The 17,577-nt window shown below is 52.0% G+C and carries 18 protein-coding genes; 9 read left to right on the plus strand and 9 right to left on the minus strand.

Going from position 1 to position 17,577, the window contains the following annotated elements; translation table 11 throughout:
- Positions 1–6 precede the first annotated feature (6 nt).
- Complete coding sequence (locus ACO0LH_RS13900) at positions 7–900, plus strand: LysR substrate-binding domain-containing protein (protein ID WP_422941699.1); 894 nt, start codon at positions 7–9, stop codon at positions 898–900.
- A gap of 38 nt (positions 901–938) precedes the next feature.
- Here the strand turns inward: ACO0LH_RS13900 and ACO0LH_RS13905 are convergent, their stop codons facing one another.
- Positions 939–1,370 carry an arginine deiminase-related protein gene (locus ACO0LH_RS13905; RefSeq protein ID WP_422941700.1) on the minus strand — a complete coding sequence of 144 codons (432 nt, stop codon included), beginning with the start codon at positions 1,368–1,370 and terminating at the stop codon, positions 939–941.
- A gap of 230 nt (positions 1,371–1,600) precedes the next feature.
- Here ACO0LH_RS13905 and ACO0LH_RS13910 point away from each other — a divergent pair, with 230 nt between their 5' ends.
- Positions 1,601–2,362, plus strand: coding sequence for a head GIN domain-containing protein (locus ACO0LH_RS13910; protein ID WP_422941701.1), 762 nt, complete (start codon positions 1,601–1,603; stop codon positions 2,360–2,362).
- A gap of 549 nt (positions 2,363–2,911) precedes the next feature.
- On the opposite strand, the gene ACO0LH_RS13915 is transcribed toward ACO0LH_RS13910, so the two are convergent.
- Both ACO0LH_RS13915 and ACO0LH_RS13920 read right to left on the minus strand, forming a co-directional pair.
- The gene (locus tag ACO0LH_RS13915; protein ID WP_422941702.1) at positions 2,912–3,775 is read right to left on the minus strand and encodes an AraC family transcriptional regulator; all 864 of its coding nucleotides are present in this window, start codon (positions 3,773–3,775) and stop codon (positions 2,912–2,914) included.
- Between the two features lie 31 nt (positions 3,776–3,806).
- Entirely contained in the window at positions 3,807–4,277 is a 471-nt protein-coding gene (locus ACO0LH_RS13920) for a GyrI-like domain-containing protein (protein ID WP_422941703.1), read from the minus strand.
- 201 nt (positions 4,278–4,478) lie between these two features.
- Here ACO0LH_RS13920 and ACO0LH_RS13925 point away from each other — a divergent pair, with 201 nt between their 5' ends.
- The gene (locus ACO0LH_RS13925; protein ID WP_422941704.1) at positions 4,479–5,018 is read left to right on the plus strand and encodes a GNAT family N-acetyltransferase; all 540 of its coding nucleotides are present in this window, start codon (positions 4,479–4,481) and stop codon (positions 5,016–5,018) included.
- A 61-nt stretch (positions 5,019–5,079) separates the two neighbouring features.
- Positions 5,080–6,045 (plus strand): alpha/beta fold hydrolase, encoded by a 966-nt coding sequence (locus ACO0LH_RS13930; RefSeq protein ID WP_422941705.1) that lies wholly within the window; start codon positions 5,080–5,082, stop codon positions 6,043–6,045.
- 636 nt (positions 6,046–6,681) lie between these two features.
- Here ACO0LH_RS13930 and ACO0LH_RS13935 read toward each other — a convergent pair.
- A complete protein-coding gene (locus tag ACO0LH_RS13935) occupies positions 6,682–6,894 on the minus strand; it encodes a cold-shock protein (RefSeq protein WP_162043691.1) in 213 nt (70 codons plus the stop codon).
- Positions 6,895–7,238: 344 nt separating this feature from the next.
- On the opposite strand from ACO0LH_RS13935, the gene ACO0LH_RS13940 reads away from it, so the two are divergent.
- From ACO0LH_RS13940 to ACO0LH_RS13950, 3 genes are all read left to right on the plus strand, one after another.
- Positions 7,239–9,629, plus strand: coding sequence for a TonB-dependent receptor plug domain-containing protein (locus tag ACO0LH_RS13940; RefSeq protein WP_422941706.1), 2,391 nt, complete (start codon positions 7,239–7,241; stop codon positions 9,627–9,629).
- Between the two features lie 185 nt (positions 9,630–9,814).
- Positions 9,815–10,402, plus strand: coding sequence for a hypothetical protein (locus tag ACO0LH_RS13945; protein WP_422941707.1), 588 nt, complete (start codon positions 9,815–9,817; stop codon positions 10,400–10,402).
- An 8-nt stretch (positions 10,403–10,410) separates the two neighbouring features.
- Positions 10,411–10,629, plus strand: a complete 219-nt coding sequence (locus ACO0LH_RS13950) for a helix-turn-helix domain-containing protein (protein ID WP_422941708.1) — start codon at positions 10,411–10,413, stop codon at positions 10,627–10,629.
- A gap of 24 nt (positions 10,630–10,653) precedes the next feature.
- Here the strand turns inward: ACO0LH_RS13950 and ACO0LH_RS13955 are convergent, their stop codons facing one another.
- Positions 10,654–11,877 (minus strand): citrate/2-methylcitrate synthase, encoded by a 1,224-nt coding sequence (locus ACO0LH_RS13955; protein WP_422941709.1) that lies wholly within the window; start codon positions 11,875–11,877, stop codon positions 10,654–10,656.
- A gap of 174 nt (positions 11,878–12,051) precedes the next feature.
- Between ACO0LH_RS13955 and ACO0LH_RS13960 the strand changes: the two genes are divergently transcribed.
- Complete coding sequence (locus ACO0LH_RS13960; RefSeq protein ID WP_422941953.1) at positions 12,052–13,443, plus strand: CoA transferase; 1,392 nt, start codon at positions 12,052–12,054, stop codon at positions 13,441–13,443.
- Positions 13,444–13,500: 57 nt separating this feature from the next.
- Here the strand turns inward: ACO0LH_RS13960 and ACO0LH_RS13965 are convergent, their stop codons facing one another.
- From ACO0LH_RS13965 to ACO0LH_RS13980, 4 genes are all read right to left on the minus strand, one after another.
- Positions 13,501–14,220, minus strand: a complete 720-nt coding sequence (locus tag ACO0LH_RS13965; protein ID WP_422941710.1) for an alpha/beta fold hydrolase — start codon at positions 14,218–14,220, stop codon at positions 13,501–13,503.
- Positions 14,221–14,242: 22 nt separating this feature from the next.
- Positions 14,243–14,548 (minus strand): hypothetical protein, encoded by a 306-nt coding sequence (locus ACO0LH_RS13970; protein WP_422941711.1) that lies wholly within the window; start codon positions 14,546–14,548, stop codon positions 14,243–14,245.
- A gap of 87 nt (positions 14,549–14,635) precedes the next feature.
- Positions 14,636–15,847 (minus strand): MFS transporter, encoded by a 1,212-nt coding sequence (locus ACO0LH_RS13975; protein WP_422941712.1) that lies wholly within the window; start codon positions 15,845–15,847, stop codon positions 14,636–14,638.
- A gap of 64 nt (positions 15,848–15,911) precedes the next feature.
- Positions 15,912–16,556, minus strand: a complete 645-nt coding sequence (locus tag ACO0LH_RS13980; protein WP_422941713.1) for an NAD(P)-dependent oxidoreductase — start codon at positions 16,554–16,556, stop codon at positions 15,912–15,914.
- 112 nt (positions 16,557–16,668) lie between these two features.
- Between ACO0LH_RS13980 and ACO0LH_RS13985 the strand changes: the two genes are divergently transcribed.
- A complete protein-coding gene (locus tag ACO0LH_RS13985) occupies positions 16,669–17,562 on the plus strand; it encodes a LysR family transcriptional regulator (protein WP_422941714.1) in 894 nt (297 codons plus the stop codon).
- Positions 17,563–17,577 lie beyond the last annotated feature (15 nt).

Below are 17,577 nucleotides of genomic sequence, written 5' to 3' on the forward strand. Positions count from 1 at the left end.
ATTGTCATGGACAGACTCGATGCTTTCCGTGCTTTTGCTCTCTCGTGGCAACATGGCAGCTTTGCCGCTGCCGCGCGAGAAATGGCGGTCACGCGTTCACAGGTCAGCAAACTGGTGGCGTCACTGGAAGAGACCTACAACGTCAAGCTGTTCAACCGCAGCAGCCGTGCTCTGTCACTGACCAGCGCAGGCGTTGAGCTGCATGAATATGCGCGCTCTATCCTGGCGCTGTCGGATGAAGTGGCGCTGGCCCTGACCGAAAGGCGCACGCAGGCAGTAGGCAAACTGGTCGTGAACGCACCCATGAGTTTTGGCACCCTCATGCTGGCACCACGCATGACCAGTTTCTTGAAACTGCATCCGCGTGTTGAATTGCGCATGGACTTGAATGACCGCATGCTCAACCCGATAGAAATGGGTTTTGACCTCAGTCTGCGTATTGCCCACATGAGCGATTCCAATCTGGCAGCGCGCCGTATTTGTGCCGTGAAACGCTCGCTGTATGCCAGCCCCGACTATCTGGCCCAGCACGGTCAGCCAGAAGAACCGGCGCAACTTGCCCAGCATCGCTGCCTCAATTATGGCCACAACCTGGCCGGTGCAGAATGGCAATTGACGGATGGCCGCAATGAAAAGCGCGTGCGGGTTGGCGGTGCCTTGTGTTCCAATAATGGCGAAATGCTGGCCCAGGCTGCTGCCGATGGCCTGGGCATCATTATGGAGCCGGAATTCATCGCGCAAAAATTTGTGGCGCAGGGCAAACTGGTACAGATACTGAAAGACTGGCAGGAAGCGCCGCAGATCAGTCTGTATGCACTGTACGTACCTTCGAACAGATTACCTATGGCAGCACGGGCTTTCATCGATTTCCTTGTCAGGGAATTCAATGATGAATGCTGATAAAAAATTATCTGCGATGACTTACCCATTTCCCTTTTTCAGAGGCGCCTGAAGCATGAATGATACTGGCCGCCAGTTACTATCTTTGTTGAGGGCCAATGCCCATCCACTTCAAAATAGCCGAAATCGATGACTTCGCGTACATGGAACGCCTGTCTGATTTTATCAAGTACAGCGGCGCGTCTTTCCTGTCGCCGGTTTGGTGCTTCCATGGGATAAAGAAATACCCGCCCGTCAGCGTGGCAACTGATCCAGTTATTCGGGAAGATGGAATCCGGTGTGTGTGGCAGCGGGGTATCGTCAATAACAGTGACACCCACACCGGCGTCGCGTAGAGCATCGACATAGGCATCAAATTCCTGCAAGGCATGGGCTTGCGCTTGCGCCTGCACGGTATCAGCCTCTTCGTTTTGGAAAGCATTGCTGCCTGCGGTCTGCGGGTTGGATATGAATCTAGCCGGACATATCATCATGACCTGATCGTGGTTTGCATTGAATTTGTCTCCATTGATTGTGTGATGGAGAGAGTATGCAGATCAGCATTGTTGATAAATAGCTGGGAAATTTGATCAATTTATGCAATAAATAATCAAAATGATGTAATTTATTGATCATATTGTGCCTATGTGAAAGTCATGTGATTTTGGAACTTGCTTCTTGCTTAACTGTCAGAGAGTTCATACTCAACAAAGGAGACAAAATGAAAAACTTGATATCTCGCCGCAATCTGCTGGGTGCATTACTGGTGATGGCCAGCGTGCCCGCGTCGGCAGGCTTGTTTGATGGCTGGTCCAACGGCAACGCAGTGAATGGTTCTGGCACTATCCAGAAGCAAGACCGCGCATTGAGTAATTTCAAGGGAGTTGACCTGGCTTTACCAGCAAAACTGGAGTTGCGTCAGGGCGACAAGGAAGCGGTACAGGTGGAGACAGACGATAACTTGCAGGCACTGATTGAAACGGTTGTCGAGAGTGGCGTGTTAAAAATCCGTAGTGCGGACAAGAAGCGCTACCCAGCTACAAAAGTGCTCAACATCGTGGTGTATCTGAAAAACCTGGATCATGTGGCCGTCAGTGGTTCCGGCAAGATCACAACAGATAAACTCGCTACCAGGGATTTCCAGGCCGTGATTGGTGGCTCAGGCGATATACAAATCAAAACCCTGCAAGCAGACGAAGTGAAAGTCTCGATTGGGGGCAGCGGTAATTTTGTGGCAGGTGGCAGCGCCTCGCAACTCAATGGAAAAATCGGTGGTTCGGGTAGTATCAGCACAGGCAGGCTCGAAACCAAAAATGTCAGCATCAAAATTGGCGGTTCTGGTGAAGCAGAAGTCTGGGCCAAAGAAACGCTGGATGTCAGTATAGGTGGTTCCGGCGATATTACTTATTACGGTGACCCCAAGGTCACGAAATCCATCGGCGGTTCTGGCAAGATCACACGTAAAGCTGCTGCACCGGTATAAACTTCGAAGGAAGGCTACGGACAATACAAGAAATGCGGGATGGGTGCCTGGAATCTCATCACCTTCCCGCAAGCTGATCTGGCCGGCGCTTGAATATGGGTGTGCTGTATGAATGTCCTGACAAGCGCAAATGCCTTACCGGTATTTGCAATGCGTGCTGGAGGTCTTTATCAAACCAGAATCTGGAAAAACTGTATCTGTCGAGAAGCGGCGTTCTACGATGGCCGCCATATCACGCATGTATTGCCTGCTTGCCTCAGGCGTGTTGCCTCTGGCTTTTCTTGTTAGCAAATATATGGGGCGGAGCAGGAGTACCGTTTGCCGGATTATTGATCCGGGTCTTTTTCATCGCCACACCCATAGTGTTTATTGTGGGCCTGACAGGCCTCTTCAGGTCCAGACATCGTCAGGATAAACTTTGGTGTGCGGTGGCAATGCTAGTGAGCGTCCTTTTCATTATTGCTGTCATTTCTTACCTTAACGCAGTGGGCGCACACTAATCAGATAATCTCTTGGATGCCAGGGTCTGATAACTATTTGACAGAGTCCTTAGCGCAAGGGCATGTAAATTTTTGTCAGCAATTCTGTCGGTGCTGTATCCCTGGGATTGTTCAGGTAATCTTCAAACGGTGGTGCATCATCAACTTCTTCGCCGGAAGCGGGTAACCAGACCCCAAAAAACCAGCGGTACACGGGCTGCATGTCTGAATATGGGCCTTTATAAGTCAGCACCGCATATTTGCCCGCACGTATTTCAGTCAGCGCCAGCGGTGCCTGCAAAGCCTGTTCAGGTAAGGGCACTGGCGCGCTGATACAGGCTTTTGACCTGAGCCGGGCTTCATCTACCGTCATTGCATCATCATAATAAATACCTATCCAGCGCGTATCTTGCCGGAATAACTGGCGTGAGGCTGCACAGCCGTTCAGGATATCAAAAGCTTTGCTGATGCCCATATAGCTGCCGGTGTGATCTATGCAAAGCAATTGCTGGGCTGCCACATCGTTGACGACTTCGACGGGGAACATCAGGTCAGCGCGTAATTCATCCGGTAAAGGAAATTGCACATGACTGCCTTCTTTGCGATAACGTGCGGGTGGCATGCCATAGACGGATGAAAAAATCCGTGTGAAAGATTGCAGATTCGGATAGCCCGAAAACTCTGCAATCTGTTCTATCGCCATGGCACTGCGCGCCAGCAACGTGGCCGCCCTTTGCATGCGCAGGCGCTTGACAGTCGCGACCACGCTTTCGCCATGTATTGCCTGGTAAATCCTGTGCCAGTGATAAGGTGACATGCAGGCAATTTCAGCGAGCCGGTTCAAATCCAGATCTTCATCCAGATGTTCATGCAGATAATTGGTGACGCGACTGAGGCGGCGTTCATAACTGACCTGGTTCGCTGACAATGGCACGGCTGCATCCTTTCAATATCTGGCAAAAGACTTATTCTATACCGATGTATATCGCGACCTGTTGAGGCCCGCGATATTCTTCAAAATCAGTCTTGAAGCGGCGACGCTGAGCGGGATTTTTTTCGAAATAAGACCAGACATCTGCCCAGCCATCAATGACAGCTTTCGGCAATTCACCTTCACATTCAAATACCAGGTAAGAACCAGGTTCGATCACAACGTTGCTGTAGTCGCTGGAAGCCTTATCAGCAGCTTGATTGACAGCCATGCCTGCCGTGACATCAAACGCACCGCTGGCATCGAATTCATAATTTGAATATACGCCATAGACTTTGGAATCTGCTGTCTTGCCAGGCATTTTTTCATTGAGTTGCTGCGCAAAAAACAGCCCCCACAATGGACCGATTTTTGCTGTGGCATTGCCGGTTTCATCGGCGTTACGGGTACGCACTTTCAAGCCGCTGACCTGGAAGCGGCCCACTTCAAGAATACGGGTTTTCATGATGAGATCCTTTAAATGAACAGAGAGCCCGTACCTTAGCATAGGGTCATTTGACAAATCTTGCGGACTTTTCAGTTAGACTTGAAGGCAGTCGCGAAATTGACCTTGCCAATCCTCCAATCAGGCGTGGTCAGCAAGCTAGCGCAACAATGCCAGCATGATTTTGCATCAGCACCAGCTATCTGACTTTGAGGAAATGCCATGCCTACCCTACGTCTAGCGACGATTGCAGATATCCCGGCCATGCAGGCACTGATCGCCAGTTCGGCAATTGATTTGAGTGTGTCGTTTTATACGCCATCACAAGCGCAGGCCATGCTGCAATATGTATTTGGCGTGGACACGCAGTTACTGGCAGACCAGACTTATTTTTTGATTGAAGAAAACGAAAAAATGCTGGCCTGCGGTGGCTGGAGCCGTCGTAAAACCCTGTTTGGCGGTGACCAGGCCAAACACGGCGAAGACAGCCTGCTGGACCCGGCGACAGACGCGGCACGGATACGGGCGTTTTTTGTGGCCCCATTTGCTGCCCGGCTTGGCCTGGGCAGTATGTTACTGAAGCATTGCACAGAACAGGCGCAGGCTGCCGGATTTCATACCCTGGAACTGGTTGCCACCATGCCGGGCATACCGCTGTACCGTGCGCGTGGCTTTATCGAGCTTGAGCAGTTTGACCTGCATCTGCCCGATGGGATTGATGCACCCGTCTGCCGCATGCAAAAAAAGTTGATGGTGGCATGAGATAAAAGCGTGAGGTATATTGTTTTTTCGTTTGGATCCGGCTTATTTATTTGAGGTAACCATGCAAAAACTCCTGAGCTTGCGCGCACGGATTCTACTCATCATTCTTGCCACCGTTATGTTATTGATCAGCCTGACCTGCTTTGCTATCGTGCTGACCTGGGCTCCGGACAAACCGCTGGCAGAGTTGATACCGATATGGGCACCTGCCCCCTCGCAGTTTATTGCAGTCAAAGGTTTGCCCGTGCATATGCGTGATGAAGGCCCGCGTGATGACCCTTCTCCGCTGGTCTTGATACATGGCACCTCGGCCAGCCTGCATACCTGGGAGGGCTGGGTAGGCGCACTAAAAAACCAGCACCGCGTGATTACCATGGATATTCCCGCTTTTGGCTTGACAGGCCCCAATTTTGAAGCGGATTACCATAGCCCCACCTATGCAAAATTCATCCTGGATTTGCTGGACCGCATGCAGGTGCAACATTTCATTATTGGTGGTAACTCATTGGGTGGCGAGATCGCCTGGCAGGTCGCTGTTGCGGCCCCGCAACGGGTTGAGCGACTTATTCTTGTTGATGCCGGTGGTTATGCATTTACGCCCGCCTCGATACCCCTGGGTTTTCGTATTGCCCGCATGTCGCAGACAGAATGGGTGATGGAACATACCTTGCCGCGTCACATGATGGTTGCTAGTGTCAAAAACGTCTATGGCGACCCTGACAAGGTTACCGATGCCCTGGTTGACCGTTATCAGGCCATGACCTTGCGTGCTGGTAACCGGCATGCTTTAAGGCAGCGGTTTGCCCAGCTTGATTCAGGGGCGCAGGCACAATCAATCAAAAGCATACGCATACCGACATTGATCATCTGGGGTGGCAAGGACAGGTTGATACCGCCAGAAAATGCACAGAAATTTCACAAGGATATTCCCGGTAGCAAGCTCGTCATGTTTGACCAGCTTGGCCATGTGCCTCATGAAGAAGATCCGGTAGCAACGGTGGCAGCAGTCAAAGAATTCTTGAAATAAAGGCAGCAGGCCAGGCTTGCCCGTAAACGCAAAAAGCCCACCAAAGGTGGGCATTCCATTCATTCCGGCAACTCTTCAACAACCCATGCTATCTGCGTGGTGCCATTGAATCGGGATCGCCCGTGCTATCTGCGCGGTGCAATTTTGTTTGAGTTGCCTGTTCCTGTCAGCCTGATCTAGATTCAGGCACAGGCAGGATTTGCTACGAATGAGAACCTTCAACACTTCATTACACCATTTCCCGGTTTGCACTAAAGCGCAAGACCAGCCGGTGAGAATGAAGGCGCGATGGAGTCAGCTAATGCCGGCTCTGCGGTGAAATTCACTAAATGACTAAACCATTTCCCAATAACCCATGCTATCTGCGTGGTGCCACTGACCGGTAAGAATCATTCTGCGCATCAAGTGATTCGCCTAATTGAAACTAAGCGAAAAACTGACAGGTGAAGGGTTGTCGCGGTTCCTGATGACTGTTTCCCAGCAACCCTTGCTATCTGCAAGGTGCCACTGGCCGGTAATACTAAAACAGTCAAAAAGAGGTGCGACTGAACAAACTTGATGTTTGCTTTTTGCAGGTTTTTAAGCCTGCGCTCAGACTGAGAAGTAATGACCTGGCGTGTGCCTGGTCAATATTTCTTAGGACAGAACTTGAATATTGCTTGCCTTGTCGCCTTTAGGGCCGGCTGTGCGTTCGAAAGACACGCGCTGGTTTTCGCTCAAGCTTTTGAAGCCGCTTGATTGTATGTCCTGGAAGTGGGCGAACAAATCAGCACCACCTGCATCAGGAGCGATAAAGCCAAAACCTTTAGCATCGTTGAACCATTTAACTATACCTGTTTGAGTACTCATGTTTTTTCCTTCAATTGATTATTTGATTACATGGGCAACATTGCCCGAGGGCACTTGTAAGCAAGAGATAAAACCGGAGGAAAGAAAACAGAACAGCCAGAGGAGAAAGCTATGCGGAATTGGGACCAACAAATTAACGACTTGATGCAAGTACAAGACGGAATATACACGCTTAATTCAGATTTACCTAATTTTATTTTGAAAAGCATTTATTTGCTCAAAAAATGCATATAAGATTTATGCATGGTTTTAGCTGAAAACAATCGTTTGCCGTCTATCAGGGACAAAGTAATATCGGTTCAGATTAATTGACTAAACAGTTCCAGCATATAGAAAGAACCTGCATGAATACCGTAACGTTTACTTCCTTACCTTTCCCGAGGCAGCGTACTGCCTTACTCGTTGCTGCCGTATTTTCTGCCTTTACTGCGCAGGCACAAGCACAACAAACTGATGCAACCCAGGCCGAAAGTGTGATCGTCACCGGGACGCGCAGCATCAAGCGCACAGTCTCTGATTCTGAAGCGCCTATTGATATCCTGACTGCCAAAGATTTGCAGTCAACCGGTTCAGGTGAACTCGCCACTGTGTTGAGTCGCCTTCTGCCATCCCTGAATTTCCCGCGTCCGGCTGTTGCAGATGGCACTTCCGCCAGTCGCCCGGCGCAATTGCGTGGCCTGTCGCCTGATCAGACCCTGATCCTGGTGAATGGCAAACGCTGGCATACCAGTGCCGTGGTCAATGTGAATGGTACTGCCGGACGTGGTTCTTCACCGGCAGATCTGAACACCATTCCCATCAGTTCCATAGAAAAGATAGAAGTCTTGCGTGATGGCGCTGCAGCACAATACGGCTCTGATGCGATTGCCGGTGTCATCAACATTATCCTTAAAAAAGGTGCGGATGGCGGTGAAGTCCAGGCGGGTATAGGTCAATACAGCAAGCGCGATGGTACACAAGCCAGCCTGAGTGCAAACTTTGGCACGACGCTGGGTGAAAAAGGCTGGTTGCGTGTAACAGCAGAACAACGCAATCAAAAAGAAACCAATCGCGCCGGCGCTGACTTCCGCAATCCGCTGGAGCCTTTATATGGCAAGGTGAACCAGGTACAGGGTGACCCGAAATTGCAACAAACCAATCTGGGTGTGAATGCTTCGCTGCCTCTGGCAGCTGATCTGGAAGTTTATGGGTTTGCCAATTACAGCCGTCGCAATACAGATGCATCAGCCACCTGGCGCACTGCTTACACCACGGGCACGACGCTACGCACATCATTGTATCCTAATGGCTTTTTGCCAAATGAAGCCGCCACCAATACCGATGCGTCTGTGGTTGCCGGCATCAAGGGGCGCGCTGATGGCTGGCGCTGGGATGCCAGCCTGAACTACGGTTCCAGCGAATTCAGTCTCGATGTGAACAATAGCGTCAACTTGAGCCTGGGTGCCATCAGCCCGACCAGTTTTTACGCCGGCAAGCTGAAAAATACCCAGACCCTGGCCAATTTTGATGCGGCCAAGGAGTTTGAATTTGCGGGCCTGCCCAATCCTTTGACACTGGCGGTCGGTGCAGAATACCGGCGAGACCAGTATGAAATCGGTGCCGGTGAACCAAACTCGTATTTTGGTAGCGGCGCACAGGGTTTTTCGGGTTTCCAGCCTTCGAATACAGGCAGTTTCAACCGTCACAGTGCTTCCATCTATGCCAATATTGAAGCAGAATTGACGAAGCAATTGAGTGCATCGTTTGCCCTGCGCCATGAAAATTACAGCGATTTTGGCAGCGTCACTTCAGGCAAGTTATCTGGCCGTTTTGAATTCACCAAAGAATTTGCCTTGCGCGCAGCCGCATCGAATGGTTTCCGTGCACCATCACTGGCACAGCAAAATTACACGATTTCCACCACCAACCTGATCACTATCAACGGTACTTCGCAACTGGTTGATACAGGTACCTTTGGTGTCGCCACTGCCGCTGCCAAAGCCCTGGGTGCAGTCCCACTGGAGGCAGAGAAATCACGTAACTACAGCCTGGGTGCAGTCATACAACCGGTCAAAAATGCTTCCCTGAGTATTGACACCTATCAGATCGATAGCGATAACCGGATTTTGTATTCAGGCAATCTGGTGTTGCCAGCTGCGCTGCAAAGCGTACTCGCAAAACAGGGTGTACTGGTAGGCGCAGCGCGTTATTTCACCAATGCGCTTGATACCCAGACCCGTGGCGTTGATGTGGTCGGTACTTATCAATTGCCTTTGTCCGGCACCGATAAGCTGGGCTTTACTGTTGGTTATAACCGCAACGATACCTCGGTCAAACGGGTAGGGGCCAATCCTGCCGTGCTGACACAAAATAATCTATTGCTCATCGACAGGCAAACCATCAGCCGCGCGATAGATGCCACACCCAAGGATAAATTCAGCTTTGGAGTCGATTATGGTTTCAGCGGCTGGAACCTGCATGCGCTGGCCACACGCTACGGCAGTTTTGTCTCGCCGCAAAACAATGCTACACTGGACCAGACTTATAGCGCCAATACCGTGCTTGATATTGCAGGCAGCTACAAAATCGGTAAATGGACCATCAGCGCCGGCGTTGATAACCTGACCGATAAATATCCTGATCAGGTTACTTCAGCCGGAAACCTGAACACCGGCGGCACGCTGCCGTACAGCACGTTTTCACCTTACGGTTTCAATGGTCGTTACTACTATGCGAAAGTGGGCTACGCTTGGTAATGATCTGATATAAGCTGGAAATTTCAAGCAAAAGGGCTGCGTCATGCAGCCCTTTTTGTATCTGCTGTGTATATGTTGATTGAATTATAAGCGGTATTTATTTATCGATAAACGATAAAAAACTATTGCATTTCGAATTTTATGGTTTTAAAATTCATACACTTTAATTCAACCGGGAACCACAAATGCAAGTACAGAAACATGCCAGGATTGCCAATATCCGTAAGCTAAGCAGGTATTTCTTGTTTTTGAGTGTTTTTGCCATGGCAGGGGTCGCGATCGGGGGTGTGGCCTTTCCTTTCATCTTGGCGATGGCCCCTTCCGGGAATTTGAATTTGATTGCCTATCTGGCGAAAGCAGTGACAGTCAACGATGGCTTTTATTCCCTGTTGCAAAGTGGGATAACGACTGATCTGAAAATCATTGCTTCAGTGACAGCCATCGTCTTCTGTGTATTGATAGAATTTGTCCTCATTCATATCAATAAATTGCTGAGCTGCTTTTACCAAGGTGAAATTTTCAATAGAAATGCCGTTTTCCATGCGAGACGGGCATTTAATCTGAACCTGATACTGGTCATCGGGACACTGGTGGTAGAAATTATCGCCATCATTCTCAGTTATATCCAGCCTGGTGCTGGCAGTTCAGGCAGCATAGGGCTTTTACTGGGCAGTGTGTTTGATCAACTGACGTGGATAGGATTTTTCCTGTTACTGCTGTGGTCGCTGGAAATCGGTGTTGACCTCAATGAAGAAGTTGAACTGACCATCTGAGGACACATATGCCAATTACAGTCAATCTCGATGTCGTGCTGGCGCAGCGCAAGATGCGTTTGAATACGCTGGCGGAATTGGTCGATATCACGCCACAAAATCTGTCGGTGTTAAAAACCGGCAAGGCCAAGGCAATACGTTTCGATACGCTGGAAAGGATTTGCCAGGTACTGGAATGCCAGCCTGGTGATATCCTGGCCTATACGCCAGATGCGAGCGATGCCTGAGCCGGTACTGGTCAGATGGTAGACTCAGGGCGGGGTCTCCGGTGCGGCATATTTGCCGACGTATCTCGCTCTTGGCCGTATCAACTGACCTTCTTCCACCTGTTCCAGCGCATGGGCTATCCAGCCAGCAGTGCGGCCCAGCGCAAACAAGACCTGTGCCGCACCTTGTGGCAATCCATAGGCGATTTCCAATGCCACCACGCCAAAATCCACATTCAGGATTTGCCCCGTCATTGCCTGTGCAGTTGCAGCCAGTTCAAGCAGGGCGGCATGCTTTTTTGTATTGAGCAATTGCATCAGCAAGGCACCACGTGGATCACCATTCGGGTATAGCGGATGACCAAAGCCTGGTAAACGGGGAGAGAAATGATGGCGTGCGTCATGGGTGCGCAATCTCCGTTGCAGATAGTGTTGCAGTTCACCCGGTTTGCAGGCCAGCCCGCCCCGGACAAAGGCACTGACGCGCAGGCTTTCACCGCCATGTTTGGGGCCCGATAATGCTGCCAGTCCCGCACACAGCGCCATGCCCAGCTGGGCACCGGTCGATGCCACGCAGCGCACGGTAAATGCCGAAACATTGAGTTCATGATCGGCGCAGACGATCATGGCGGCACGCAGGATATCGGCAACGCTCTCGTCGACTTTCCAGGTCGTGGCTACCTGCTGGTGAAATGCATCTTTGCCCGGTGTGGTGGCCAGCAGTACGGCGGCTGTCAAACGCATCCAGATAGCCGCATTCGTGTGCTTCGCAGTTGACGTTGCTTGATCTGCCATGCCCGCCAATGCAGGCAGGATAGTCATCGCTCTCGGAATCGCTGGCATGTGCATGGTGTTTGCCATCAGTTGTGACCATACAGGATCAAGCTCAGGCATCACCAGATTGTCGAACAAGTCCACGTCATGGCTATCCCATAAAATCAGGGCGACTTGCTCCAGGCTACGCCTGTCTGCCAAATCGTTGATGGCATGACCGCGATAAAATAACTGACCATTGGTAACCTGGGTAATACGTGATTCAAGCACCGGCACGCCCCAGTCTATGGCTGACTCCGCTGCCCCGCCAGCGCGCCGGCTATCGGTATTGCGTGCCAGCAGGCGCAGCACATCTTCCCTGACATAGCGTTTTGCTTTTTGGCCCTCCTGTAATTGTGAATGCAGCAGGCCGCGACTTACATACGAATACAGGGTGGGCAGGCTGATACCCAGCAACTGGGCAGCTTCTCGCGCAGAAATGGTGATGGAATCCACAATAATTTTTTATGTTGATTGGCTTAATCGAGATTGACCAGGCTTGCCCGCAGATCCTAGACTGCCTGCATGGATATCAATCCTGTGCATGGTAGAGCGTTCTCATTTCCATTCAAGAAATGAAGTCCAGTTATTGTGCGCTATTTCCGGATCAGAAACATGGGAGAAAAAATAATGTCTGCTGAAGCGATACTGGCTAACCTATGGCATATGGCAGGTGGCCATAGCGATGCATTGGAACAATTGCATTTTGCCGGCGATACGGCGCAACTGCCTTCCACTTTCCAGGTAGGCGATATCGCCTCGGCAACGATAGCTGCACAAGCCCTGATGGCGGCACAGTTGTGGCAAATGCGTGGTGGCGAAAAACAGGAAATCAGTATTGACCGCCGTCATGCCTTGGCCATGTTCAAAAGTGACCGTTACCTGAAAATTAATGGCAAACCCGCAGACGACCCGTGGAGCAAGATTGCCGGTTATTACCAGGCCGGCGATGGGCGCTGGTTACAGTTGCATACCAATTTCCCGCATCACCGTGATGGCGTGCTGGCTATCTTGCAATGTACGCAAAACCGTGCAGAAGTCGCCACTGCCATACAGAAGTGGTCAGCCGCTGAACTGGACCAGGCATTGGCACAGGCTGGCATGTGCGCGGCCCTGGTGCGCACACCGCAAGAATGGCAGGCTCACCCGCAGGCTCAGGCAATCGCCAGCTTGCCGCTGTTGGAAGTGGAACGTGTTGCCGATGGCCCGCCCATGCCACTGAAAGATCATGTTGGTTCACGTCCTCTTGACGGTGTGCGTGTACTGGATCTGTCGCGTGTTATTGCTGCACCGGTAGGCGCCCGTACACTGGCACAGCACGGCGCGGATGTACTGGCTATCAATGCTGCACATTTGCCAAATATCGCACCGCTGGTGATGGATACAGGGCGTGGCAAGCGTTCAGCGCAGCTTGATCTGCGTCAGCGTGAAGATCAACATATTTTGCAACAACTGATCAGCGGGGCGGATGTTTTTTTACAGGCTTATCGCCCCGGGGCGCTGGCACAGCATGGTTTTTCTGCCGAAGAATTATGCACGCAGCGACCAGGCCTGATTTATGTCAGCCTGTCCGCATATGGGCATGTAGGGCCCTGGGCGCAGCGACGTGGTTTTGACAGTCTCGTGCAATCTGCCAGCGGTATCGCTTATGAAGAAGGCATCGCCGCAGGCGGCGCTGCACCCGGCAAATTACCTTTCCAGGCACTCGATCATGCAACGGGATATCTGGTCGCTTTTGCGACCATGCTGGCTTTACAGAAGAGAGCAGTCGAAGGGGGCAGCTGGCAAGTCCGCGTGTCGCTGGCACAAACCGGACAATGGCTGCAAGGCATGCCGCGCCGAGGTTTGCACGAACATGCAGCAGAATTGCGTCCTGAAGAAATTTCACGCTTCATACAAAATTCGACGACTTCTTACGGCGAAATGCAGGCAATCGCACCAGTGGAAAAGATGATGCTGACACCAGCGCGTTTCGCTTTACCTGCTTCACAATTGGGTAGCAGCAAGCCTGAGTGGCAATAAAAGACTATAGTGGGGCGTGTGATGTTATCGTAATTTTCATTCTACTCCGTTTGCTTTTTAAAGCCCCGTTTTGTGCAGCCAGCACTGCAGGACTTGAATGAGCTCTGCTGGTTTTTCCAGCGGTGACATATGGCCGCAATCTTCGATAATGTGCAGTTCTGCATCTGGCAAGGCAGCGACGAGTTTTTCTGATTCATCGAGACTGCGCATCTGGTCATTCCTGCTGGCGACGACCAGAGCAGGGCAGGCAATGTCTGCCAGTTCATGATGTCCGTCCTGGCGCTTGATGGCCAGTTGACGTATAAAGACTTCTTTACCCAAGGCGAGCGACATGGCTTGCAAATGTGTGAGCAAGACAGGGTTATCCTGTCTTTGCGGATGCAGTGCATGCTGTAATGCCCTGACAGTTTGTCCTTTGTAGGGATACGTCGCCAGCATCTTTATCTGTTGCTGGTTTCTTGCCAGTTCCAGTTCTGTGCTGGCGCGTGCCGAGGTGTTCAGCAAGACCAGTCCAGCTATCCGGTCTTGTGCCAGCCAGGCAAGATGACGGGCGACATAGCCACCGAGGGAAAAACCGATCAGCACGCAAGCTGATGGCAGATTGGGCAGCAGGTGCTCTGCCATGGCCTCTATGCTGTCGTCCTGGTTCAGGCCTGCAAAGTGCGTTTGCCCCAGTTCTTCGAGCCCCGCCCGTACAGAGTCCCATAGACTGGTGTCGCACATGAAGCCGGGTATCAGCATGAGCTGACGCTGGCGAGGATGGCTAATTACGTTCACACTTTTATTCTCATCTCGCGTTTCATGTTTTTCGTTTGATATTCTGTAGCAAGCCACTGACCTGCGTGCTCAATGGAATATCATGCTGGCGCAACAGCTGTACATGCAACACCAGGTTCTCAAGCACCAGCTTGGCGGCAACCGCCAGCAAGGTGACCTGACGGTCTTCCTGGCTGAAATTTTCCATCGCGTCTGCCATATCGCATAGGTGATTGGCAGTAATGGCGCGTAATTGATCTTCTTCAAAAGGCAGGTCGGCAAAATCGATGGGGTCTTCGCGTTCTACTTCCTTCATCAGTTCCTGCAATTGCTCTGGCGTGATGGACATATGCATCCTCCGTGAAAATAGCGAGCCGGACTTTCATCCATGTCTCTGTTCTCATTTTAGACTGCTTTCGTGATGAGCGAGCGCCCGTCAGTGCATGGCAGCTTGCGTATGTTCTGATTTGACAGAGAAGATGAAGATGATCAGGCCCGCAACCGCCAGTGTCGCGCCCAGCCAGCCGGTTGATGTCCAGCCTAAGCCCATTGTCACGGCTGCGCCACCCAGCCACGCACCTAGTGCATTGGCAACATTGAAAGAGGAATGATTCAATGCCGCAGCCAGCGTCTGCGCCTTACCTGCCACATCCATTAGCCGTATCTGCAAGGCTGGCCCGATGGCGACCAGGGTGCCAAGCAAAAATACCCAGATGATTGCTGATAAGGGGTGTTCCATCGCCAAGGCAACACCACTCAATACCAGTGCATTCCATACTAGTAATCCGGCGATGGATCGCAGCAGGTTTTTATCTGCCAGGCGCGCGCCCAGCATGCTGCCAACTACCATGCCGACACCAAACAGTGACAAAATCAGCGGCACCATAGCCAAAGACAGCCTGCTCACCTCAGTCAGGATGGGTTTGATATAACTGAATACCGCAAACATTCCGCCAAATCCGACTGCACTGACAGCAAGCGTGAGCCAGACTTGCGGGCGTGCCAGTGCGCCCAGTTCGCTTCTGGGGCTGGCCCCCGCGCTCGCTGGTGAATTTGGCACGATGACATATATCCACACACTAGCCAGTACCGCCAGTCCGGCGACAAACGTATAAGCCGACCGCCAGCCCCAGCTTTGCCCCAGCCAGGCTGCGACGGGCACGCCAATCAGCGTGGAACTGGTCAGACCCAGTATCACCAGGCCAACTGCGCTGGCGCGTCGTTGTGGCGCTACCATGCTGGCGGCAACCAGGGTCGCGACGCCAAAATAGGCACCATGCGGCAGACCAGCGATAAACCGCAGGCTATTCAACGACAAAAAATCTGTCGTCAGTGCACTGGCCACGTTGGCTGCTACGAAAAACAGCATGAGCGCAACCAGCAGGGTTCGCCTTGGCCATTTTGCAGTCAGTACGGCAAACACCGGTGCGCCGATGACCACACCCAGGGCATAGGCGCTGATGACGTGACCAGCCATGGGTATGCTGACCGCCAGATCCTGCGCTATTTCGGGTAGCAAACCCATCATGGCAAACTCGCCGGTACCGATTGCAAATGCACCCAGACCCAATGCTGCTACGGCATGCAAGAATCCAGGCTGCCTGTTCAATGCTGCAGTGACGGGAATTGTCGAAATTGTGTCGGCCATGATGAAGGGTGCTCAAAAAATGAAAGTAAAGGTGTGGAACGTGTCGCTTTTTTCAGGCTCCATTTCAATTGGCAACGGTAAATCGCTTCTGGATATGCTGTGGATTTTCCAGCTCATCCACGATGGCGACGGCCAGGTCCTGTACAGAAATACCGGCTGGCGCATCTGCAACGCCAGGCAGCAGCGTATCGGCTCCGACGCGATAAGAACCGCTACGCTGACCCGGTGCCAGACCTATCGGTGGCGACAGGAAGGTCCAGTCCAGTGTGCTTTCTTTCTGTATCAGCTTCAGCGCTTCGCGGGCCGCCAGCGCGCCTTGCTTGTATTCAACGGGGAAACCTGGTGTATCGACTAACTGCACGCCAGGCGCGACGAACAGGCTGCCTGCACCACCTACCACCAGCAGGCGTTTCACGCCCGCTTGTTTGACACCAGCAAAAATGGCTTGCGTACCTTGCACAAACATATCGTGAATGCGTGCTTCGCCCCAGCCGGGGTTGAAGGCGCTGACCACGGCATCCTGTCCTGCTATGGCTTTTTCGACTTGTGCTACATCCATGACATCTGCCTGCACGACCGTAACGCTGGGCTGGGCTGGTACTTTGGATGGCGTGCGCGCCAGTACTGTTACTTCGTGTCCGCGGCTGAGCAACTCTGCCAGTGTGGGTGTGCCTACGAAACCGGTGCCGCCAATCAATGCAATTTTCATTTTGAAACTCCTTGGTTAATTCAGGTTTTTAGTTTGCCTGCTTAATTATTTCTTGAATAGATAGAGAAAATCGCTAACACTGTGAAGCTGTACTAACAAATAGCCTGAGCATATGGATCAATACAAACGCATGGCCTTGTTTGCCGAAGTGGTGACAGCAGGCTCGCTGACCGTGGCTGCCCGCAAACTGGAAATGACGCCTTCTGCCGTGAGCCAGCATTTACGTGCACTGGAAAGTTCCCTGGGTCTGTCGCTGTTGCATCGCTCTACACGCAAGCTGACATTGACCGAGGCGGGCGCGCGTTATTTTGAAGGTTGTGCTGCCATGGTGGCGGCTGCCCGTTCAGCTGAGCAGGCACTGGCGCGCCACAGGGATGAGCCACAGGGGGAATTGCGTATTGCCGCCCCCATCGGCTTTGGCGGGATGCTGGCAAGGGCGCTGGCTCCATTACGCAAATACCCCAAGCTGAGTTTATGCTTGCTCGTGGATGATGCCGTGGTTGACCTGATAGAAGAGCGGGTGGATATAGCGCTACGGGTAGGCAGCCTGCCAGATTCCAGCCTGGTTGCGCGCAGGCTCGGTGTCATGCCTTCGCAGATCTGTGCCTCTCCGGCTTATCTTGCCGAGAATGGCTGGCCACAGCATCCGCTAGACCTGGAACAACATGCCTGGTTGGGTGGCATGCATATGGGTACGGGCACACGCAGCCTGCAATTATCCGGACCAGACAAGACCATGGTGGATGTGAAGGTGACGGTCAAGGTAAGGGCGTCGCAGGTAACAGCCTTGCATGCGCTGTGCGTGGCAGGATGGGGTATCAGTCTCGCCGTGAGTGAGGAAGACCACAAGGCCCTGGCCAATGGCAGCCTGGTGCCGGTGTTGCCTGACTGGAAACTGCCAGAACTGGTGTTGCATGCCATTACGCCGCGTCGTGGCGAACAGCCTGCAAAAGTGCGCCATGCGCTGGCCTTGCTGGCCGATCATGTCGCTAACTATGTTGTCTGAAATTTTTTTTAATTT

It is taken from the genome of Undibacterium sp. TJN19 (assembly GCF_049339485.1).
In the GTDB taxonomy this organism is placed as follows: Bacteria; Pseudomonadota; Gammaproteobacteria; order Burkholderiales; family Burkholderiaceae_D; genus Undibacterium.